This window comes from Xanthomonas sp. (assembly GCF_017163755.1).
In the GTDB taxonomy this organism is placed as follows: Bacteria; Pseudomonadota; Gammaproteobacteria; order Xanthomonadales; family Xanthomonadaceae; genus Xanthomonas_A.
The window spans coordinates 134,244-156,146 of sequence record NZ_JAFIWC010000008.1; the positions used below are offsets into that span (position 1 = coordinate 134,244).

Consider the following 21,903-nt stretch of genomic DNA (forward strand, 5'->3'; position numbering starts at 1 on the left):
TCGAGAGAGCGCGCATGCGACGCTTTCTTTCGGCTACTCAATACTCCAGGGACTGCGTCCTTCAGAAGGATCCCTCCACATGACTTACATGTAAAGCTTTGCATCTGGGAACCTTTCGTATCCAGCGCAACACCGCAGCTGGGACAGCCCTTCCTCAATCGCGCCCGATGCAGGATGCAGCGAACGAACCGATCATCCTGCTGATACTGATAGTGTCGCCCGACTTGGATACAGGCTGGGCAGTAACGAAGCGCTTCGTCTCGCAACCACCTGCACCTCTCGCTCAACGCGGAATGAACGTCGAAAACTTGCTCCGACTCATCGGGCGGCCTATCGTCGGAAAGCCTTTTCTCCGACAGATGTAACGCTGCACGCACGAGCGGAAGCCTCCAGTAGCTGCCTACCGTCATCCACCTAGTTTCGACGTTGTTGAGCCACTCCAGTGTCTGGATGATGGTCCACGAGGAGGAATAGGAGTCGATCAGGCTTCGGCTCCATGAGATCACGACGACCTCCGTGCGCGCCCCCTCCCCATCGCCGTGGCAGCCAGCGCGGAAGGTGTCCTGCTCCGATAGCCTGAATCAACGATGGCGCGCTCCCACGTTTCACGCGGAATCTTCAACCCTTCGACATCACAGCTTTCGCCGTCCTGACCCACCAACATAAGTGCCTCGGCAACCCATTGCATGCTGATTCCCTCGTGATCGACCGTACCCGCGGACTGAGCCCGAAATGCGTTGTACATATCCGTTGCACAGTTGGCTAGGCGAAATCCATTGGCATGGGCGGTAGGCCACAGGTACTGCGTATACGACCAACCGGATCCGCGGGGGTACTCAGTCTCATCGTCACACGACTTGAGAACCATGCGAAGATCAGCGGCATCCTGCAGACTTCTAAACTCAATTAGCTCTGCCATGAACCTGATGGTCAGATCTGGCATTTCGGCCATGAACCGCTGGTGCATTGTGCACAGCTGACTTTGCCCAAACAGCACCACCGTAACCTTGATCTCGCGGGTGTTCAGCCAGTTGACGACACGCTTCAACCATCCCAGGTCTTTGACGTGAAGGTTCTGCGCTTCGTCAATCACCAAAAAGAGATGCCTGCCAGAGATCGACATTGCATAGAGAGCTCGCAGCAACTGGTCGCGCTTTCCTGCAAGGGAACGGAGCACGCGCGGCTCAAAGTCGATGATCGAAAGTAGGTCTTCAATCAAGGCGCCTTCAGCTGCCACTTCCTTGGAGGACGGCTCGTAGATCACGAATGCAGAACCAGGGTACTGAATAGGGGCCAGCTTCTGGAGTGCGTAAATGCAAGAAGACTTCCCACACAATGGATGGGCCCAGAATGCAATTGAGGACCGAAAGCGCTGTGCCCGGTCAAACACCAAGCGAGCCACTTCTTTGACTGGCGCGGTAGGGAGTACGGCCGCTGCCATGAGCAATGGGTGCTTGTCCCGCAATGATGCATAAGTCGCTCGGATCGTGGCTATGCTTTCCTGGATTTCCATTGTCGACCTCATCATTTCCCGATTACGGTAAAGTCGATGTTTCTAGACGTGCGAACGCGGGAGGCCAGGGTCTTTGTATTGGGTCGCTTTCCGGAGGGCTCTGACGAGGCCTCTGGTGCATACCCTTTCCTACCCTCTTCCGCCAGAAAGGTCGCAGCTTGCGTAGATCGGGGCGAGTTCACGCAGGCATCCAAGGCCTTCTGAGCCAATTTTCCAAGCTCCTCACTGGCGACGTTGGTGTCGGGCTCATCACGTGCGTTCATGATCTTGGATTTGAGAAGGCGTCGAATCTCTATGGAGTGCGGGTGCCGCCATCGCGAATCCAATGGCACGAGATTGCCTAACTCCCTACCATCGCGCGTATACACATGGATGTGGGAAATGTCGTAGGGATCCGCGTGGATCGTGATCGCCTGTCCGATGAGATCCCATCGAGCAGCCAGGATGGGAGAGCCGTACTCTACACTGGAGTAGCAAACGCGCGGCAACCTACCTTTCTTTTGAGAGCCACGAACTGTGGCTGCGGTCACCTCGACTCTTAGTCGGGGTACCAGCGTAGATCTTGGCGGCCCTAATGGAGCCAGGCACCCCGAGCCGGGAGCGTAGTACTCAAGCATCTGGGCGGCAGGACTGCTCCCGTAGTTTGCTTCCGTGGGTTTCGAGTTCCACCGCGCAACAGCGATCGAAGTCGCCTCCATTACCTGCTCAAGGGTTACTTTGTTCCTGACTGCCTGAAGCTCCGGGTGGTTTCGCCGAGTGTCCACCGGGCTATTACCTGTGGTAGACGGCGACCGGTGGAAAACATTCGCCGCCATCCAGCCAAACACTCGCTCAACCACTGATCGACGCTGCGGTTGTTTGATCGCTCCGAAGGAAATTGCAGCGCCCGTCTCCGCCCTGACCCTGTCGCCGACGCAGTCAGATAGATGCGCAAGCGCATTGTCAACGAAGAGGCTGCCAAACCCGAGTCGCAGCTCCGACATCTCCACTGCCGTCGCAAGCGTGCCTTCTAATGCATGCCGGATCTCCTCCGAGAGGCACTGCCCTGCGGCCGCATGATCAATGCATCTGAGGAAGTCGTACTTGGCAATTTGCCGGCGCACAACGATATCCCAGCCAAGAATGTAGTTGGTGAACCTATCAACGACCAAGATGAGCGTCATGCGATGGCTTGGTACGTATTTGGTTCCCTTGGGAGTCCTGACGCCAACGGTAAAGATGATGTCCGCTGTATGCTCATCAGCCTCCACGATTTCAAAGGGTGCGACGGCTGTGGGACTCTCGGGTCGACTGCCCGGCCGCCTTGAACGTTGCTTGCATTCTTCTCCGTACTGCAAGAATGAAACCTTCTCGTGGTGAAGGGTAAGGAAGTGCTTTACGTATTCGGCAATGGCTTCTCTGCCGCGTCTGCTGACACAGAATGGCCAGGCGTTCGAGCCAAGCCCTGCGCGGCGGCAGAGTTCAAGGAAGATTTCATGGGCTTTTTTCTTGCTAACGCGCCCCTCTTTCGCTCCATCAGGACCGATGCCAGTGGCCAGATACATGTCCAGCGCAATTTGAACATTCGGGTGCGAGACGAACAAAGCTGAGAGGGCCCCTGTATAGCCACCAAATGACTGGCGCGGCATTGCACACACAGGTTTGGATCGAGTGGGCTTCTGCTTCCGGAATCCTTTCAGAAGGCCCGCCCAGCCGGCAATGCGGCCATCATTCATAACAGCAATACATCGATTGAGGTATCGCAGTAGCTCGCTGGTTTCTATCCCGAACAGCGAGGCGATCTCGGCAGTCGGACGTCCGCTCAGATATGCAACGAGCCCTTTCCTTCTTCTCTCAAACAGAGCCAGGTCCGCTGGGTCCAACTGACTGGTGTCACAAGGCGGCCACTCATCACAATTGGCGAGCTCCTGCGGGAGCGTTCTCCGATTGAAATTAAGGTTTGAAGTCATGTTGACACCTGAGAAGCCTTGTATGCGTGCACCATGGATTAGCATCCATGTCCGAGGCGATCGCGCGAGCACGCAACACAAGCACGGTAGCCCCTATCACAACCGCCGGATGATTTTGGCGGTGACATTGCATCACTTCGCCCAAAGTGGCCCTGCCGCGCCGCCGGACGATCAGTTCAACGTCTTCTGCTACCGAGGTCAGGTCCGCATCGCGGCTGCGATGGAAAGCGGAGATTGCTGCTTGCCAGTTGCGGATTCTCATTTCGGACCGGCCGAAGTCACGTATGCTGAGTACGTACATGGAGTAGCCGCACCCAGCGCTCACCGCTTCGATGTCACGCCTAGCCCGATCTGATCCATCATCGATCATTCGCGCCTGAATCGATCCATCAATCAAAGTAACCAAGGCGTCAACGCAGACTGGACCGCCACTCAAGGGTACCTCTAGCTCCTGCTCTCGGTACTCTGCATCTCGGACGGTCGGGTCGCCCTCACAATGGAAGAATAGCTTCATCCGCAGGTCACCACTCAGCGTCACCGGAAGCTCAGCTGTCGGCGATTGCAACGTCCAGAGGTTTGCCGAGTTACTTGTCCGCGCTTGACGCACGCCCAGCCGGCGTTGCCTGGCCTTCGTAGTAACACTCATTCCCTTGCTCCTGATAGACCCCGCTAGAGCGAGGATCTAGGCCTCCACGGGATGCCTTCGGGCTTGGTCATCGTTCCTGGTCAATATAGGCCTAGGCAGTTGCCTGAAAGCGGCGTCAGGAATGCCACTGGCACGCTCAGGAACGCTACTCCCGCAATGGCAGGGGCGCAACCGTTTCTTGTCCCCCACCAGCAATGGAATCCGAACTAGTAGCAGATATACAAGCCATATTCGAACATGTAGCACATATACCTGTTCGCATCATCCTATTCAGCTTGTTAGGGAAGGATGTCTCGACTCCCTAGACTCTTGAGGTACAAGGTGTCCGAAGTAGCACAAATACCTGCTCCGTCACCTGTATCTCTACTATTCCAGCAGGCGCTATCTCCTTCCGGCGCTGCGCGCCTTCATCGACTGCCTGCTCGAGCGCGATCTTGGCGATGACGTCGCGCCTAACCGAGGGTGCCCTATCTGAGGGGCGAACGCGGCCATCGGTACTGGATCCGCGTTGGGTCGGAAGCTGCCGTTTGCGCGCGACCCCGCGAATGCTTGGCGGCGTTGCTGGCGCGGACGGAAGCGCCCGGCGAGCCAGATACGCCTTTCAGGATCCGCTGCGATCGCCGGCATCGGCCGGATCGACCGCCGGTTCCGCCGACGCGAGAATCAGGACTCCGGGTCGTACATGATCTCGCGCACTTCCTGGGCGCAACGGCAGGCCGAGGCCAGCTTTGCCGCCCACATGAGCGCTTCGTCGCGGGACCGCACCTCGAGGATCGAGAAGCCGCCGATGACCGCCTTGGTCTCCGGGTAGGGCCCGTCGGAGACCGAGCCGTCGATGGCGACGACGCTCGCCTGCTGGGTCAGCAGGCCACCACCGAAGATCCACGCGCCAGCCGCCTTGGCCTCGCGCACCACTGAGCGCGCCGCCTCGGCAATAGCGGGAAGATCCTCTTCGGGAAACACCATGGATCCATCATCGAACGAGATCAGGTATCGCGCCATCTCTGTTTCCTCCTGACTGACCATGCCCGCCACCGCCGATCGAACCGCCGATCTGGGCGGCGTGAGCGCCATAGGCACATGCGACATTCTCTGGAATGGTACTGCGCCCTTCGGGCACCGCAGCGTGGGTCGCCACGGCTTTCGCAACCCGGACAGCGTCGCGAGGAAGATATCCGTGGCTGAGCCTGGCCGGGCCGAGACCGTGGGCATCACTCGCAAGCGCGCACGCGCACGCCGTCCGGGCGGAGCATTCCCATGAAGAAGGCTCGCTTGGCACAGGATCACCTAGTCGAGGCCTTTCAACCAGTTGCCGGGGCGTTGATCGCCAGTTGCGCGGCGAAAGCGCGGCGATAGGCCGGGCGGGCCTCGCCTCGGGCGACATAGGCGGCCAGGTTCGGATATTCGTCCAGGATGCCCGACATCCTCAGCCGGAGCAGCACCGACACCATCAACAGGTCGCCCGCGCTGAACGCGCCATCGAGCCAGTCGGCGTCGCCCAGCCGGGCGGACAGTGGCTTCAGCCGGGCGCGGATGCGATCGGCGACCAGCGGCCTGCGCGCCTGGCTCCAGGGCTCGTCGCCCTCGATTATCCTGGCAGTGACGAGATCGAGGATCGGCGGCTCTACCGTATTGAGCGCGGCGAACATCCACGCGATGGCGCGCGCCCGGGCATTGGCGTCTTCGGGCAGCAGGCCCGCATGCCGCTGCGCGATATGGAACACGATCGCGCCCGTCTCGAACAGCGCAAGGTCGCCCTCCTCATAGGTGGGAATCTGGCCGAAAGGATGCAGGGCCAGATGCGCCGGCCGCTTCATTTCGGCGAAGGAGACCCGGCGGACGTCGTAGGGCTGGCCGGCTTCCTCGAGCGCCCAGCGCACACGCGTATCGCGCGCCAGCCCCTTGCCGCCATCGGGCGAGCGTTCAAAGGCGGTAATGGTGCAGGTCATCGTGTCTGTCCCCTCGTTCGATCCACTGATGGGTGCCACAAGGTGGCGACGAACGAGGCGGCCGGACATCGACATGCGCTTTGAAACCCATCGCCGCAGCCCAGGGCGCCGCTGTCGCATGGCACAATCCCCGCCCGACCCTTCGGCCCAAGGACGCCAATGAAATCGGTGCTTTCCGGTCTTCTGTCCGTTGCAAGCGTTTGCCTGCCCCTGGCTGCATCCGCAGCGGCGGCGCCCGCCCCGCACGACCGCAAGGAGGCGGTCGAGATCGTGGCGAACATGCGACGGATCGTGGCCGACAACGGAGTCGAGCGCCTGGAGAAGGTCCGCATCGGGGGAATCGATCAGTGGATATCGATCCGCGGCAATGACCGCCGCAACCCCGTGCTGTTGATGCTGCACGGGGGGCCGGGATGGGTGTCGATGCCGACCAGCTGGTATTTCCAACGCGGATGGGAGGAGTATTTCACCGTGGTGCAATGGGACCAGCGTGGCGCTGGGAAGACCTATTCCGCCAATGATCCGGCGCAGGTCGCCGCCACGATGACGCGCGATCGCATGATCGCCGACGCCGTGGAGATGGTGGGCTGGCTGCGCAACGAGTTCGGGAAGGAGAAGATCTTCGTGCTTGGACACTCCTGGGGCAGCTACCTGGGACTCGAGCTGGCACGGCGGCGGCCGGAGTGGCTGCACGCGTACGTGGGTGTCGGACAGATATCGAACTCGCCCGAAAGCGAGCGCCGTGGCTGGGCATGGACCCTGCGGCAAGCGCAGCAGGATGGAAACGCGCAAGCGATCGAAGAGCTGCAATCGATCGCTCCCTACGCTCACGACAACGCCCCCATTGCGCTCGCCAGCCTGTTCAAGCAACGCAGATGGCTGAACCACTACGGCGGCATGGTCCATAACCGCAAGGGCGGCGATGCGGAAGCCGCGGCCATCGGACTGGCGCCGGAGTACTCCGATGCCGAACTGGCCGGTGTGTGGAAAGGCAACGATTTCTCGATGGAACACCTTCTCGCCGAGGTGCTGACGCTGGACATGACCGCGGTCCGCGAGTTCAGGACCCCCGTGTTCCTGTTCCTCGGGCGCCATGACCACAACGTATCCTCCGAAGTGGCGGCGGCATGGTTCGAATCGGTGAAGGCTCCGCGGAAACAGTTGGTCTGGTTCGAGCACTCCGCGCACGAGGTCATGAACGAGGAGCCGGGCAAGACCTTGGTCACGCTGGTGCAGGAGGTCCGTCCCATCGCCGAACGCCATGGCGATATCGCGCCTTGACGGCGCCGTCGCGGTTGGACCGGAGCGCATGCAGGCGCGCGCTCCACCAGGGGCCGATCTCGGCGCCTTGCCGTCCGCACGAAGTCTTAACCACGTCTCCCTATCCTGGCGGCGCGCTGGACGACGTCTGCCGCGCCCTACGACGATCCTTACGGCGCAGATCACGCTGCCTGACGATCACGGACACTGCAAAGGAGATTCCATGAAGAAGCTGCACGCCCTCATGTTCGCCGGATGCCTGCTGGGCATGGGCACGCCGGCATTCGCCGAGACCGTCAACCTGGCCAACAGCGCGGACGGCGCGAATCGCGACGCCGGCATCGCCGCGGTGAAGCAGAAGCTGCAGGACGCCTGCAAGGAACGCAAAGGCACGGCGAACCTGGACTCGTTCGAGGTGGTGTTCGAGAAGACCAGCCAGAACCCGGATGTCCCCAAGCCCTACTACGTGGACGCCAAGCTCAAGTGCGAGCTGCCATGAGTTGTCGCTGACCGGCGCCGCTTTGCGCCTGCACCGGTAGGACCCGGAACGAGGCCCCGCTGACGCGGGGCCTCGCTTTTCCGGCCGGGCGGCGCGCGATCGGTGCGCGTCGCGGGTCCACGAAGCCGCGGCACGCAGCCGGACGTCCCCCTCCTTCACGCCCTGCCCGCTGCTGATATAGTCCGGCGAGATGATGGGCATGGTTGCCCGTCCACGAATCGCAGGGAGTTTGTCATGGGTCTGGTACAGGCGGTGGCGGGTGCGGTCGGCGGCGTTCTGGCCGACCAGTGGAAGGACTTCTACACCGTGCCGGACGGCCTGCCGTCGACGGCGGCGCTGTTCGCGGCGGTTCCGCGCGGGACCAACGCCGGGCGTGGCTCCAACACCAGCGCCTCCTCCAACATCATCAGCAACGGGTCGAAGATCGTCGTGCCCGAAGGCTATGGGCTGCTGCTGGTCCAGGACGGCGCGATCACCGGGTTCGCCGCCGAGCCGGGCGGCTACGAATGGCGGTCGGACGACCCGAACTCGCAGTCGATCTTCGCCGGCGACGGCCTGGTCACGCCGCTCATCCGCCAGAGCTGGGAGCGTTTCAAGTTCGGCGGCCAGCCGGGCTCGCAACAGGCCGCGTTCTTCGTGTCGCTGAAGGAACTCCCCGACAACCGGTTCGGCACGCAGTCCGAGATCTACTGGGACGACGGCTTCCTGGGCACGCAGGTCGGCGCGGTGACGCGCGGCTCGTACACCTTGAAGATCGTCGATCCCATCCTGTTCGTGAAGAATTTCGTGCCGGCCCGCTACCTGCAGCCGGGGCAGGTGTTCGACTTCACCGACCTCGACAACGCCGCCGCCAACCAGCTGTTCAACGAGGTGGTGGGTTCGCTCGCGCCGGCCTTCAGCCTGTACACGAACGACCCGGGCAAGGGCAACCGCATCACCAAGCTGCAGCAGGATTCGCTCGGCTTCGCCAAGAGCCTGTCCGATGCGGTCGAGCAGGCCTACCAGTGGAACTCCGACCGCGGCCTGGCCATCGTCAAGACCGCCATCGTGTCGATCGAGTACGACGCGAACACGCGCGAACTGCTCAAGACCGTGCAGCGCGCCGATGCGCTGTCCGGCGCGCGCGGCAATTCCAACCTGCAGGCCAGCGTCGCCCAGGGCATCCAGTCGGCGGGCGAGAACGGCGGCGCCGCAGGCCTGGTCGGCCTGGGCATGGCGACGGGCATGGTCGGCGGCGTCGGTGGCCTGCAGCAGCCGGTCGCGCCTGCCGCGCCGGCCGCCGACGACGCGGTCGCCAAGCTGAAGAAGGCCAAGGAGATGCTGGACCTGGGCCTGATCACCCAGGGCGACTACGACGCGGCCAAGGCCAAGGCGCTGGGCCTGTAACCGCAGGCGCGCCGATCATGTCCAGCCCCAACACCCCGCCGCCGTTGCCGCCGCGGCCGGCGGCGCCTGTGACCGGCCCCGGCTCGCCGCAGGACGTGCCGCCGCTGCCGGGCAGCCTGCCGCTCGATCCGGCGACCCTGCCCGATCCGATCCGCGACGAACTGCAGGCCCCCGACCCGCTCGCCATCGACACCGCCGCCGCCGAACTCCGCGACGGCCTCAACCGCTGCCCGAAGTGCGGCGCCACCGACATCCGGCCCAAGCTGGGCACCGACCTGCTGGTGTGCCAGTACTGCCGCAACGAGTGGCACGGCGTGCGGGTCGAGGAGCAATTCGGATTCGGAGAAGGCGTCGGCGAACTGCGCGGCACGGTCATCGCCTCGGGCGCGCGCGACATCGAAGCGGACGCCGCCAGCCTGATGAGCTTCAAGTGCACCGGCTGCGGCGCCGAGGTCACCATCAACACCGAAAGCGCGATGACCGCGCGGTGCCACTGGTGCCGCCATGTGTTCGGCGTCAACGAGCAGGTGGCCAACGGCGCGGTGCCCGACGCGGTGCTGCCGTTCCACGTCAAGAAGGACGATGCGGTCGCGCGCATCCGCCAGTTCGTGGACAAGCGGCGCCTGTTCGCGCTGAAGGCCTTCAAGGAGCAGTTCACGCCCGAGAACGTCCTCGGCGTCTACCTGCCCTACATGATCGTCGACGGCAATGCGAGCGCCAGCGTGGCCGGCCACGGCGAGATCAAGACGCGCGAGTACACGCGCGGCACCGAGAAGAACAAGCAGACCTATTACGACGCCGACGTCTACCGGGTGGAACGGCACGTGGACTTCACCGTGGACGACCTGCCGCTGGAATCGTCCTCCGATCGCGGCAACCTCGATACCCGGGTCAACACCAACAACATCATCAACACGATCCTGCCGTTCGACACCAAGAACGCGGTGAAATGGAACGCATCGTACCTGGCGGGTTTCACCTCGGAAAAGCGCAACCGCGACGTCGAGCACCTGCTGCCGCGGCTGGAGGACCAGCTGCTGTCGATCGCCCGCGCCCAGGTCGAAGGGTCCGTGCGCCGCTACGACCGCGGCGTGCGCTGGGAGCGCGAACGGCTCGACGTCCACGGCACGCGCTGGGTGTCGATGTACCTGCCGGTGTGGCTGTACTCGTACCACCAGCCCGGCCGCAACGGCGGCATGCTGCACTACATCGCGGTGAACGGGCGCACCGGCGAGACCATGGGCAGCGTGCCGGTGCAGCAGTGGAAGCTGCTGCTGGCCGCGCTCACCGCCGGCACCTTCATCGAAGCCATCGCACTCTGGATCGTGGTAGCCACCTCATGAGCGACGACAGTGGACTCTGGTTGCTGCTGGCCGGCCCGGCCGGCGCAACCGCGCTGTACTGGACCCTGTACCGGTACTACCGCAACACCGACAAGTCGCACGCCTTCGAGCGGGAAACGATAGTCGAGGCCAAGCCGGTGACCGGCTCGGACGCCAAGGTCGACACGGTGACCGGCACGCAGGAGCGGCGCATCCGCGGCGACAATGTGTCCGCGTATCGGGCGCGCGTGCAGCGGGACACGGGCTGAAGCCCGGCCGGCGCCTGGCGGGCGACGCCCGCATGGATACGGAGCGGCGGGCGCGATGGTCCGGTCTGCCGATGCGCCACTGATAACCGCGGCGCTTGGCTACGGCAAACCGACGCGCGTGCGGCCGATGCGTAGGCAGTGCGCCCGCACTTCGAATCCATGGGCGGACAGTCCCGCGTCAATCGCTGCCCGCGAAACATACCCCGCGAAGTCTGCGGACGAGTCGACGCGGCTCAGGCAGGCGAACGCGAGCGTCGGCATCCGGCTGGCCTACGTTGCCCACCGATATCGGGTGCCGACCCGCCGATTCATATCCCGGTTCCCAACGCCCACCGCGATGCCTCGACTTGCTCGCCATTGGTAGATACCATCCGAGATCAATCAAATACCAATCCGAACTGGAGATTTCGATGCGACTCACCCGATCCGCTCGCGTCGATAACGTGCTGGCCGCATTGGCGCTCGCGCTCGCGTGGCTCCCAGGCAGCGCGGCGGCCGCCACCGCGCCGGCCATCTTCCCTGCCCCGGCCTCGGCAACATTGATCGGACCGGATTTCGCGCTCGGCCGGTCGGTGGTGATCGTGCGGCCGAAAGGCACCGATGCGGCCGCCGAGAAGCGGGTACGCGAGGTCCTCGCCGCCGCCGGCGTGGAACGGATCCGGGTCGCGTCGACGCTGCCGGCGCAGCTGGACACCGTGCATGTCGTGCTCGGTGTCGCCGACGCGGCGCCGGTGCGCGAGGCGCTCGAACGGACCGGCGCGTCGGTGCCGGAGCGCAAGGAAGGCTATGCATTGGGCAGCGTCGCCAATGGCACCGGCGCGTTGATCGTCCTTGCCGGCCGGGACGGCGACGGGCTGTATCACGCGGCGCAGACCTTGCGCCAGATCGTCGCGCGCGGACGCGTGGCCTCCGTCGCCATCGCCGATTATCCGGCGATGCCGGTGCGCGGCACGATCGAGGGTTTCTACGGCAAGCCATGGACCATGGCCGAACGCGCGGACCATATCGCGTTCCTGGCGCGCTTCAAGGCCAACACCTATATCTACAGCCCGAAGGACGACGTGTTCGCGCGCGAACGGTGGCGCGAGCCCTATCCGTCCGACACGCTCCGCGCCCTGGGCAAGGTCGTGGAGGTGGCCAACCGCGAACACGTCAACTTCGTCTACGCGATCTCGCCCGGGCCGTCGGTCTGCTACAGCGATCCGGCCGACCTGGACGCGATCCGGCGCAAGTTCGCCGCGCTGCGCGCGCGTGGCGTGCGCAGCTTCTACGTCGCGTTCGACGATATCGAATACACCAAGTGGAACTGCAAGGGCGACGAGGCGGCGTTCGGTCCCTCCGCGGAGAAGGCGGCCGCCACCGCCCAGGCCACGCTGCTCAATGCGGTGCAGGCGGATATCGCCGCGGCAGGCCACGGCTCGCTGATCATGGTGCCGACCGAGTACTTCAACGTGACCGAATCGCCGTACAAGGCGACGCTGCGCGAGAAGCTCGATCCGCGCGTGGTGATTCAATGGACCGGCACCGACGTGGTGCCGGCCTCGATCTCGGTCCTGGATGCGCGCACCGCGACCAAGGCCTTCGGCCGCAGGACGCTGCTATGGGACAACTACCCGGTCAACGACTTCGCCGAATCGACCGGGCGTCTGCTGATGGCGCCGTACGACCGCCGGCAGGCGGGTCTTTCCGCCGAGCTGAGCGGCATCGTCTCCAACCCGATGAACCAGGAGGTGGCGAGCCGGCCTGCGGTCGCCGGGCTGCTGGCGTTCGCGTGGAACGATGCGGGCTACGACGCGCAGCGAACCTGGCGCGCCGCCGCGCGCGATCTCGCCGGGGACGACCCGCGCGTGGCCGAGGCGCTGCTGACCTTCTTCGACACCCAGCACCTCGCCCCCACCTTCGGCCACCTTCCGTGGCAGCCGCAAGCGCCGCGGCTCAAGGCGCTGGTCGACGATGCGCGCGATGCGCTCGCCGATGGCGATCCGGCGACCATCGCTGCCGCGCTGGATGCGCTAGGCCGCGCCGCCGACGCACTTGCGGCGGCGCCGGACCGGATCCGTGCCGGCGTGGCCACCCAGCGCTTCGCGAGCGAAGCCGGTCCCTGGCTCGACGCGGCGCAGCTGTGGGGACGTTCCCTGCGGCTGAGCGTGGACGGGCTTGCGGGCGCGCTGGAGGGCGACCCGGCCGCGTCGCGCGCCTTCGAAGAGGCCAGGCGGCTTGCCGACCAGGCGGCCGCGATCCAGTCCATTCCGGGCGCGACCCGCTTTGCGGGTCCGGTCAAGGTGGCCGACGGCGTGCTCGACACCTTCGTGATGGACGCCCCTCGCCTCATCTACCGTCCGCAGCCGCAGCAATAGGCGCAGCTTCGGCCGAACTCGCGGCGATTCGGCTGAAGCCCCTCCTGCAGCGCCCGCGAATTGCTGCCGAACATTGTAGGAGGGGCTTCAGCCCCGACCGTGTCCGACGCCTGTGGCCTGTCCGGCCTTACGCGTCCGAATGAAGTCACCCTGCACAGGCAAGGACTGTGCGTCCGCCACTGCAATCCAGGTGTGCTGGTCCCGGACGGGTGACGCGGCGTCTGGCGTCGGCGCGAATCGGTGTCGGCACACAAGCCGAATCGGCCAGTTGGAAGACACCGATGTCTCTGTAACCAAGGTGATCGCGAACCAAGTGCCCACGCGCTCGCACCGAGCCAGGCCTAAAGGCGTTGCCCCACCGGGGACGGACCGTCGACGATCGGCTGCTGCGGCTCGCAGGTCGTCAGCAACCTGCGGACCGCAGCATCGACCGCGGCGAACCGGTGCCGCTGCATGAGATAGCTCACCCCGAGCAGCAACGCCACGATCGGCACCGCCGCGGGCTTGGCGGCCAGTGCCGCGATGAGGGTGCCGAGCGCATACAGCACCGTCCAGTTGCACCAGCCGACCACGCGGATCTCGCGGCGTTGCCGGTCGATCACGATCAGCCCGCGCATGATCGGCGGATAGCGCCAGCCGAAGTGGATGCCGAGGCTTTCGCGGAATGCGCAGCTGCGCTTGGACAGCGGCTGGAACAAGAGCTCCGGCCATTTTTCCGACGCCACCTCCGCCTGCAGCCGCTCGAAGGGAAAATGCACGAGTGCCGAGGTCGGCACCGCGATGCGCCGGCTGAACAGCGGCAACCCCCAGGCGAAATACGCGCGGTTCCACGAGACCAGCAGAACGGCTTCGATCAGTAGCAGGGCAAGCAGTGCAATGGTCATCGTTCATCCGTTGGCGAGCCTTCCCGTCGGGCCGCGCATCTCCTCATACCCTGCGTAGCCTTACGCCGTGTTGCGCCATATCGGCAGGCATCGCCGCTGCCATCGAGTTGCGCGGATCCCCATCCGCGATCCGATCATGCCATATCGCGCAAGCGACATCGCGCCTGCGCTGCGGGTCTGGCGCGCTTGTCCAAGCGCAGGCCATCGTCGACCGCCGAGGAGTACGTGACGTGATCGAGTCCGCGACGCGGCGCTGACGCGGCGATCACGAGCGCTGCGTATCGTGGATCGGCAGTCAGGCAACGGAGTCTTCAATGCCCAGCGCACGCACCCTGCCCCTTTGGTCCCTGGGCGCCGATCCCGCCGCGCACTTCGCGCAGACCCCACCCACCGATGCGCAGGACGTCGTCGTCATCGGCGCCGGCGTGGCCGGGCTGGCCACGGCGCTGCTGTGCGCGCAGCGCGGGCGCCGGGTGCTGGTGGTGGACCGCGCCGGCATCGGCGAAGGCGAGTCGATGCGCAGCACTGCGCACCTGGCCTCGGCGCTGGACGATCGCTACTACGCGCTGGCGCAACTGCATGGCGAACACGGCGCGCGCCTGGCGGCCGCCAGCCATGCCGAGGCGATCGACTGGATCGAGGACTTCGTGGCCGCCGATCCCCTGCGTTGCGGTTTCCGTCGCCTGCCGGGCTACCTGTTCGCGCACGACGGCGATGCCGACCGGCTGCGCAAGGAAACCGAGGCCGCGGTCGCGGCCGGCCTGGCCGCGCAATTCCTCGACGCCGGCATTCCCGGCCTGCCCCAGCTCGGCGCGGCGGTGCGGTTCGACGACCAGGCGCGCATCGACATGGGCCGCTTGCTGTCCGCGCTGGCCGCCGCCGCCACCGGGCATGGCGTGCGCTTCTGCCTGGGCGAGGCCGTCGACGTGCGTGGCGGCGCGCCGGCCACCGTGGAGCTGGCCGGGTCGGGACCGTTGCGCGCCAACGCGGTGGTGGTCGCCAGCAACGTGCCGTTCCACGAGCGCGTCGCCATCCACACCAAGCAGGCGCCGTACCGCAGCTATGTGGTCGCCGGCCCGATCGCCGACGACGCGCTGCCGGACGCGCTGATCTGGGACGACGGCGACCCTTACCACTACGTGCGCCTGACCGAGGACCACGACCACGGCGGCATGATCGCGCTGATCGGCGGCGAGGACCACAAGACCGGCCAGAGCGAGGATCCGCAGGCCTACGTGCGGCTGCAGGCCTGGGCCGACGAGAAACTGCCGGGCGTACGCCGCTACACGCACGACTGGTCCGGGCAGATCATCGAGCCCGCCGACGGGCTGGCCTACATCGGCGCCGATCCCGGCGGCGAGGACAACGTCTTCATCGCCACCGGCGATTCCGGCAACGGCGTCACCCACGGCGTCATTGCCGGCCTGCTGCTGTCCGACCTGATCGACGGCCGCGCCAATCCGTGGACCTCGCTCTACGATCCGCGGCGCAAGCCGTTGCGCGCGGGCAGCGAATGGGTCCGCGAGAACGCCAACGTCGCGGTTCAGTACCGCGACTGGATCGCGCGCGGCCAGGCCGGCGGCATCGACGAGCTGGCGCGCGGCGAAGGCGCGGTGGTGCGTCGCGGCGTGCACCGGGTCGCGGTCTACCGCAGCGGCGACGGCGCGCTGCACGCCTTCAACGCACGCTGTCCGCATCTGGGCTGCGCGGTACGCTGGAGCCCGCAGGAGAAGTCCTGGGATTGCCCGTGCCATGGCTCGCGCTTCGTCGCCGACAGCGGGGCCGTGCTCAACGGCCCGGCGAGCGCGCCGCTGGCGCCGTACGCCTGGCCGCGCGAGGACGACTGATCCGTCGCGCCGGGTTCCGGTTCAAACGCGGGCGATAGCGGCGCCTCTCTACGGCGCGCGGCCGTCCATCCCTGGCTGCACTTCGAACCGCGGCCGCGGCCATGTGGCGCGCGATCGGCGCCAGCGGACAGCCAGGGCGAGCCGGACGCGACGCGATGACCTGGGAGGTTATGGCGTCGCCGCCGGCGCTGGCTATGATGCGCGCCATGAAGCGCCCCGATCCCGTCCCGCCGCACGCCGCCAACCCGCTGGGGCAGATGCTGCGCGAGTGGCGCGCGGCGCGGCGCATCAGCCAGTTCGACCTTGCGCTGGACAGCCGCATCTCGGCGCGGCACCTGAGCTATGTCGAGACCGGCAAGGCCCATCCCAGCCGCGAGCTGCTCGGCCAGATCGCCGACGCGCTGGACATGCCGCTGCGCGAGCGCAACGCGCTGCTGCTCGCCGGCGGCTACGCGCCGTCGTTCCGCGAGAGCGCGCTCACCGCGCCGGAGATGGCGGTGGTCGCGCGCGCGATCGAGATGATCCTCGCGCAACAGGAACCCTTCCCCGCCTTCGTCGTCGATCGCCACTGGAACGTGTTGATGGCCAACGGCGCGATGGCGCGCCTGCTGCACTCGCTCAAGCCCGGCGGGCCCAAGCATGCCAACCTCCTGCACCAGGTGTTCGATCCGGACGACCTGCGGCCCTGCATCGCGAACTGGGACACGGTGGCCGCCGACCTGATCCGCCACCTGCACGACACGATCGCGCGCGCGCCGTCCGACCGGACCGCACGCACGCTGCTCGACGAGGTGCTGCGCTATCCCGATACGCCCACGTCCTGGCGCCGGCGCGAGGTGGGCGCGACACCGCTTCCGGTCATCACCACCGTGTTTGCCGGACCGCACGGCCCGTTGGGTTTCTTCTCGACCCTGACCACGTTCGGCACCAGCTGGGACGTGACCGCCGAGGAAACCCGGATCGAGTGCATGCATCCGCTCGACGAGCAGACCCGCGCGCATTGCCGTGCGCTGGCGCAGGCGGCGCCGTGACCGTCCCGCGCCAAGCGGCGTCGCGCAAGGCCGACGCGCTGTCGTACCGCGTCTTCGCCCGGCGCGCAGCGCGCGTCCCGCGCGGCATCGGCCGCGGTAGCGGCGTGCCGCCCGGTCCCTAGCCGTCTAGATCCACGATCCGATGCCGTGCATGGCGTCGGATCCGAACGTTCTGCGGGCGCTCAGCGCGCCGCCGAATCCCTCATCACTCCCTGCCACCGAAGGAATCGCCATGAACCCGAAGGCCGCCACGTTCCGCGCACTGCATGCCTCTGCCGACCCGCTGATCCTCTACAACATCTGGGACGCCGGCAGCGCCGTCGCGGTGGCCAAGGCCGGAGCGAAGGCGCTGGCCACGGGCAGCTGGTCGATCGCCGCCGCCAATGGCTTCGCCGACGGCGAGAAGATCGACGCCGAGCTGATGCTCACGACGATCGCGCGTATCGCCCTGGCCACCGAGCTGCCGCTGACGGTCGATCTGGAAAGCGGCTACGGCAGCGAACCCGCCGCGGTCGGGTCGACGGTCGCACGCGCCATCGCGGCCGGTGCGATCGGCTGCAACCTGGAGGACAGCGTTCCCGGGACGGGCGCGCTGCGCGACACCGCGGCGCAGGCCGAACGGATCGGCGCGGCGCGCATGGCCGCCGCCGACAGCGGCTTCTTCATCAATGCGCGGACCGACGTGTTCTTCCAGCATCCGGCGGACCGGCACGACGCCGGCATGGCCGATGCCGCGATCGCGCGCGCGCACGCCTATGCCGAGGCCGGCGCCGACGGCCTGTTCGTCCCCGGCCTGAGCGACCTGGCGCTGATCGCGCGCATCGTCGCCGCCTCGCCGCTGCCGGTGAACGTCATGCGTACCGGCGATACCCCGGCCATCGCCGACCTGGCCAAGGCCGGCGTCGCCCGCATCAGCCACGGCCCGGCGCCGTACCTGCTGGCGATGGCCGCGCTCGGCCAGGCGGCCAGGGGCGTGTACGGCACCACCGGCGGCTGATCACGACGGACGCTGCGCTGCCCGGGAGCGCAGCGCCGCCCGAGCGCAACGCAGACGCAGACGCAACGTACGCGATCAACCGCATGATCTCGACCCTCTGCCGCGCGCCACCCGTTGCGCTGCGCGCATCCTGCGGCGGATCGTGGCCAGGCGCGGCCGCGACGGAGCCGGGCATATGCGCCGGTTCGAGCCGCCGGCACGGCCGCGGCATGTCATTCGCGCAGGTAGTACGCCATCGAATCCGCCTCGGGGATCGACACCGTCACCCCGCGTACCTCGCCCCAGGCGTCGCGGCGGAAATCGAACCGGTACGTGTACAGGCCGGCATGCACGAACTGCGCCGGCCCCAGCGCAAGCAGCCGCTGTGGCTCGGCCCTGCCGGGCAGCGCGAGTTCGACCGTATCGCCGGACACGCTCACCTGGAACGCCGCATGCTCGAAACTGTCGGCCAGTGCGCGGCGCAGTTCCATCGGCACGGCGGCGTCCAGGCGGTAGCGCCCGGCATAGTCCGGCGACGGCGGCAGCCGCGGCGCCACGGTGCGCAGCAGCGGATGCGCGCCGAGGCCGATCGCGTCGGCCAGCGCATTGCGGATCTCCAAGCACAGCTCGCCGCCGTTGCTGCCATTGGTCAGGATCACGAAGCCGTCGCCGCTTTCCGGGTAGCCCTCCATGAAGGCCAGGTAGCTTTCGTTGGCGCCCATGTGGAAGAAATGCCGGCCGATGCCGGCGCCGCCCAGGCGCGGCCCGAGACCGAACATGCTCGGCGACACCTCGGTCAGCATCGCCGTGGCCAGCGGCTGCGGCAGGAACCCGCCGGGTCGCTGGTAGCTCTCGATCAGCGCGCCGACGAAGCGGCCCAGGTCGTTGGCGCTGGTCCACAGTCCCGACGCCCCGGCCTCGGCAAAGCTCTCCCAGCCGCGCGGCAATGCGGTGGTCGCGCCGTCGCTGTCGTGGGCCTTGGCGATGTTGCCGCGCGCGGCGGGCAACGGATTGTCGAAGGTGCTGCGGCGCATGCGCAGCGGCGCGAACACCTGCTCGGCGGCCAACCGTTGCAGCGACGTACCGGTCGCGTCCTCCAGGACCATCTGCTCTACCGTCACGCCGCCGCCGGAGTAGTCGTTGACCCGTCCGGGCGCGTGCTTGAAGCGCACCGCCTCGCTCTTGGCCGGGGGCTGTCCGTCGAGCACCTGCGCCAGCGTCGGCAGCGGCTCGCCTGGCTGGTAGTCGGCGAACCCGTGCACGCCCAGCCCGGAGGTGTGCGACATCAGCATCCGCAACGTCACCTGCGGCTGCGCCAGCTCGGCCGATGCCGGCAGCTTCCAGCGCTTGAGGTAGTCGCCGACGTCGTGGTCCAGATCCAGCCTTTCCTGCGCGACCAGCCGCAGCGTGGTCGCCGCGGTCGCCACCTTGCTGATCGATCCGACCGAGAACAGCGTGTCGCCGTCGACCTTGTCGTCGGTGCCGGCCTCGCGCACGCCGTAGCCGACCGCCTGCACCACGTCGCCATTCCTCAGCACCGCGATCGCGACCCCGGGCACCTTGTGGTGGCGCATGCGCTCGGCCAACGACCACCGCGGCACCGGCTCGGCCGCCGCGCTCACGCTGGGCCGCAGGCCATGGTCGAGCGCGGCGAGCGGATCCGGGGTGGCCTGCGTTTGCGCGTTCGCGGCCGCGGCGCACGCGAAGGCGCACAGCGCCAGCCAGCGCAGGCCCTGCATGCGAACGCGGACCGCAGCGGGATCGGGCATGTACCGAACGAAGATGGCGGCCACCGCGGTTCCTTGCGAAGAGGGTCGCGCCAGTGTCGTCGCGGCTCCTCGCCTTGACCATGTGCTTTTGGTAATGCGGCGCGTGCCGCCGCGGGTCGCCGGCCTACGGCGCCCGCCTCACCGGCCGCGGGCAGGCAAGCCGCGCGCCGGCAGCGCCGCGATAGCCAACGCCCCGGTTCCTGGTGTCCAATAGCGCTCAGTCCCTCGGCGCGGCGTCCGGCCAACAGTCGAGGCCGTCGCCGCCCTCTCGCATCGCCGTTGCATCCACCCGAGCAGTTGCCAGCCATGGCGTCACCTCCTCCACCCCTACCCACGCTCCCTCGCGACGCCGGACCGGCCGAATGGAAGGCGATCGAGCAGGCCGCCGCCGCGGAACTGGCGCGCAGGGCGCAGCAGGCGCACGCGCAGATCGTGGCGATCCTCAGCGACCACGCCCGGTTCTTCAGCGATGCGCAACGCAAGCAGCTTCGTCGCCGGCTCGACAGCGGGCGCCGCCGGCGACAACGGTAGGCCGCGTCCAGGCATCCGGAAACTGCGCAGGCGCGCCCGCACTGGGCTGAGGTCCGTGCAGCGGCAGCAACCCAGCCGCGATGCCGCGCCGCGGCAACGGCCGCTCGACTCGGCCGGCCGGTAGCGCTACCGGCGCTAGGCGGACGCCGAAGGCGCCGCGCCGGCGCGCAGCAGGCCCAGCAGTTGCGTCAGCCGGTACGGCTTGGGCAGGAACTCCACGTGCGGCGGCAACGGCGGCAACTGGGACTTGGCGTAGCCGGATGCCAGGATCACCCTGGCCTGCGGGAACGATTCGGCCACGTGCAGGCTCAATTCGATGCCGGACATCCCGTTGGGCATGCTGACGTCGCTGAAGACCACATCGTAGGCGCCCTGCTCCCGCAGCATGCGCAGCGCAGCCTGGCCGTCGTCGGCGATATGGGTCTCGATGCCCAGGTCGCGCAACGCCGCGCCGATCAGTTCGCGCAGTTCGCGCTGGTCCTCGACGAACAACACGCGCAGCGCATCACTCATGCTCGATGTCCTCGATGTCTTCGAACGCCGGAAGCAGCAGGCTGACCCGCGTGCCCCGCCCCGGCGCGGTGTCCAGGTCGACGAATCCACCGGATTGGGAGGCGAAGCCGAACACCTGGCTCAGGCCCAGGCCGCTGCCCTTGCCCACTTCCTTGGTGGTGAAGAACGGCTCGAAGACGCGTTCGGCCACCTCCGGCGGCATGCCGTGCCCCTCGTCCTGCACCGAGATGCTCACGTAGGTCTTGTGCGAACCCTGCGGGTCGTCCGGCACCAGCTGGCGCTTCGCCGACGTGCTGAGCACGATGCGTCCGCCCTGGGGCATCGCGTCGCGGCCGTTGACCACCAGGTTGAGCAGCGCCGCTTCCAGCTGCCCGGCGTCCACCCAGATGTCCGGCAGCCCGTCGTCCATCTCCACTTCAAACCGTATCGTCCCGGAACAGGCGCGCCGGAACAGCTCGAGCGAACGGCCGACCACTTCGTTGACGGCATGGCGTTCGGGCGCCAGATCCTGCCCGCGCGCGAACGCCAGCAACTGCCGGGTCAGCAGCGTGCCGCGGTCGGCGGCGCCCTGCGCCACCTCGATCAAGGCGTGGGTGCGCGCGTCGGCGTCCGGGCGCATGCCGATCAGGTCCAGGCTGTTGACGATCACCGTGAGCAGATTGTTGAAATCGTGCGCCAGGCCCAGGGTGAGCCGGCCCACGGCTTCGATCTTCTGCGATTGCATCAGCGCACGCTGCGCCTGCTGCAGGATCTTCTGCGCCTCGTAGCGCTCGGTGACGTCGCGGGTGACCTTGGCGAAGCCGATCAGCTCGCCGCGCTGCCAGATCGCCTCGACCACCACCGACGCCCAGAACCGGCTGCCGTCCTTGCGCTGGCGCCAGCCTTCGGCCGAGAACCGTCCCTCGGCCCGTGCGGTCGCCAACGAGCGCGCAGGTTCGCCGCGCGCGGCGTCCTCGGGGGTGTAGAAACGCGAGAAGTGGGTGCCGATCACCTCGTCGGCGCGATAGCCCTTGATCCGCTCGCCACCCGCATTCCAGCTGCGGATGTGTCCGACCGGGTCGAGCATGTAGATCGCGTAGTCGGAGACGCTCTGCACAAGCAGCTTGAACTGCCGGCTTTCGTCAGCGAGCGGCAATGCCAAAGATGTACCGGCCGTTGTCACCGAATTATCAAATAGGACCCCTGTAACGGCGAAAGCCTAG

19 protein-coding genes are annotated in these 21,903 nt (G+C 66.7%); 10 read left to right on the top strand and 9 right to left on the bottom strand.

Annotation, left to right across the window (positions count from 1 at the left end; genetic code table 11):
* Positions 1-502: 502 nt before the first annotated feature.
* The 5 genes from JR065_RS07450 to JR065_RS07470 all read right to left on the bottom strand — a co-directional run bounded on the left by JR065_RS07450 (position 503) and on the right by JR065_RS07470 (position 6,057).
* A complete protein-coding gene (locus tag JR065_RS07450) occupies positions 503-1,528 on the bottom strand; it encodes an ATP-binding protein (protein ID WP_343237253.1) in 1,026 nt (341 codons plus the stop codon).
* Complete coding sequence (locus JR065_RS07455; RefSeq protein WP_206233396.1) at positions 1,525-3,462, bottom strand: Mu transposase C-terminal domain-containing protein; 1,938 nt, start codon at positions 3,460-3,462, stop codon at positions 1,525-1,527. Before JR065_RS07455 ends, JR065_RS07450 begins: the two co-directional genes overlap by 4 nt.
* Positions 3,446-4,108: a hypothetical protein gene (locus JR065_RS07460; protein ID WP_206233397.1), complete on the bottom strand. Its 663-nt coding sequence runs from the start codon at positions 4,106-4,108 to the stop codon at positions 3,446-3,448. The genes JR065_RS07455 and JR065_RS07460 overlap by 17 nt, the downstream gene beginning before the upstream one ends.
* A 663-nt stretch (positions 4,109-4,771) precedes the next feature.
* A complete protein-coding gene (locus JR065_RS07465) occupies positions 4,772-5,110 on the bottom strand; it encodes a YciI family protein (RefSeq protein WP_206233398.1) in 339 nt (112 codons plus the stop codon).
* A 299-nt stretch (positions 5,111-5,409) separates the two neighbouring features.
* Entirely contained in the window at positions 5,410-6,057 is a 648-nt protein-coding gene (locus JR065_RS07470; protein ID WP_206233399.1) for a glutathione S-transferase family protein, read from the bottom strand.
* 159 nt (positions 6,058-6,216) lie between these two features.
* Between JR065_RS07470 and JR065_RS07475 the strand changes: the two genes are divergently transcribed.
* The 6 genes from JR065_RS07475 (at position 6,217) to JR065_RS07500 (ending at position 13,150) form a co-directional block, all read left to right on the top strand.
* Positions 6,217-7,338: an alpha/beta fold hydrolase gene (locus tag JR065_RS07475; RefSeq protein WP_206233400.1), complete on the top strand. Its 1,122-nt coding sequence runs from the start codon at positions 6,217-6,219 to the stop codon at positions 7,336-7,338.
* Between the two features lie 202 nt (positions 7,339-7,540).
* Positions 7,541-7,816 carry a hypothetical protein gene (locus tag JR065_RS07480; protein ID WP_206233401.1) on the top strand — a complete coding sequence of 92 codons (276 nt, stop codon included), beginning with the start codon at positions 7,541-7,543 and terminating at the stop codon, positions 7,814-7,816.
* A gap of 234 nt (positions 7,817-8,050) precedes the next feature.
* Entirely contained in the window at positions 8,051-9,202 is a 1,152-nt protein-coding gene (locus tag JR065_RS07485) for an SPFH domain-containing protein (protein ID WP_206233402.1), read from the top strand.
* Between the two features lie 17 nt (positions 9,203-9,219).
* Positions 9,220-10,545 carry a TFIIB-type zinc ribbon-containing protein gene (locus JR065_RS07490; RefSeq protein WP_206233403.1) on the top strand — a complete coding sequence of 442 codons (1,326 nt, stop codon included), beginning with the start codon at positions 9,220-9,222 and terminating at the stop codon, positions 10,543-10,545.
* On the top strand, positions 10,542-10,793 hold the full coding sequence (locus JR065_RS07495) for a hypothetical protein (protein WP_206233404.1): 252 nt from the start codon (positions 10,542-10,544) through the stop codon (positions 10,791-10,793). The genes JR065_RS07490 and JR065_RS07495 overlap by 4 nt, the downstream gene beginning before the upstream one ends.
* 410 nt (positions 10,794-11,203) lie before the next feature.
* Positions 11,204-13,150 (top strand): beta-N-acetylhexosaminidase family protein, encoded by a 1,947-nt coding sequence (locus JR065_RS07500; protein WP_206233435.1) that lies wholly within the window; start codon positions 11,204-11,206, stop codon positions 13,148-13,150.
* Between the two features lie 341 nt (positions 13,151-13,491).
* On the opposite strand, the gene JR065_RS07505 is transcribed toward JR065_RS07500, so the two are convergent.
* Positions 13,492-14,034, bottom strand: coding sequence for a hypothetical protein (locus JR065_RS07505; protein WP_206233405.1), 543 nt, complete (start codon positions 14,032-14,034; stop codon positions 13,492-13,494).
* A 314-nt stretch (positions 14,035-14,348) separates the two neighbouring features.
* On the opposite strand from JR065_RS07505, the gene JR065_RS07510 reads away from it, so the two are divergent.
* The 3 genes from JR065_RS07510 to JR065_RS07520 all read left to right on the top strand — a co-directional run bounded on the left by JR065_RS07510 (position 14,349) and on the right by JR065_RS07520 (position 17,909).
* Entirely contained in the window at positions 14,349-15,881 is a 1,533-nt protein-coding gene (locus tag JR065_RS07510; protein ID WP_206233406.1) for an FAD-dependent oxidoreductase, read from the top strand.
* 206 nt (positions 15,882-16,087) lie between these two features.
* Positions 16,088-16,912 carry a helix-turn-helix domain-containing protein gene (locus JR065_RS07515; protein ID WP_206233407.1) on the top strand — a complete coding sequence of 275 codons (825 nt, stop codon included), beginning with the start codon at positions 16,088-16,090 and terminating at the stop codon, positions 16,910-16,912.
* A 232-nt stretch (positions 16,913-17,144) separates the two neighbouring features.
* Complete coding sequence (locus tag JR065_RS07520; protein ID WP_206233408.1) at positions 17,145-17,909, top strand: isocitrate lyase/PEP mutase family protein; 765 nt, start codon at positions 17,145-17,147, stop codon at positions 17,907-17,909.
* 212 nt (positions 17,910-18,121) lie between these two features.
* Here the strand turns inward: JR065_RS07520 and JR065_RS07525 are convergent, their stop codons facing one another.
* The gene (locus JR065_RS07525) at positions 18,122-19,657 is read right to left on the bottom strand and encodes a serine hydrolase domain-containing protein (RefSeq protein ID WP_206233409.1); all 1,536 of its coding nucleotides are present in this window, start codon (positions 19,655-19,657) and stop codon (positions 18,122-18,124) included.
* Between the two features lie 306 nt (positions 19,658-19,963).
* Here JR065_RS07525 and JR065_RS07530 point away from each other — a divergent pair, with 306 nt between their 5' ends.
* Positions 19,964-20,188 carry a hypothetical protein gene (locus JR065_RS07530; protein WP_206233410.1) on the top strand — a complete coding sequence of 75 codons (225 nt, stop codon included), beginning with the start codon at positions 19,964-19,966 and terminating at the stop codon, positions 20,186-20,188.
* A gap of 135 nt (positions 20,189-20,323) precedes the next feature.
* Here the strand turns inward: JR065_RS07530 and JR065_RS07535 are convergent, their stop codons facing one another.
* Together JR065_RS07535 and JR065_RS07540 are read right to left on the bottom strand one after the other, a co-directional pair.
* Positions 20,324-20,701 (bottom strand): response regulator, encoded by a 378-nt coding sequence (locus JR065_RS07535; RefSeq protein ID WP_206233411.1) that lies wholly within the window; start codon positions 20,699-20,701, stop codon positions 20,324-20,326.
* Complete coding sequence (locus JR065_RS07540; protein WP_206233412.1) at positions 20,694-21,863, bottom strand: ATP-binding protein; 1,170 nt, start codon at positions 21,861-21,863, stop codon at positions 20,694-20,696. The genes JR065_RS07535 and JR065_RS07540 overlap by 8 nt, the downstream gene beginning before the upstream one ends.
* Positions 21,864-21,903 lie beyond the last annotated feature (40 nt).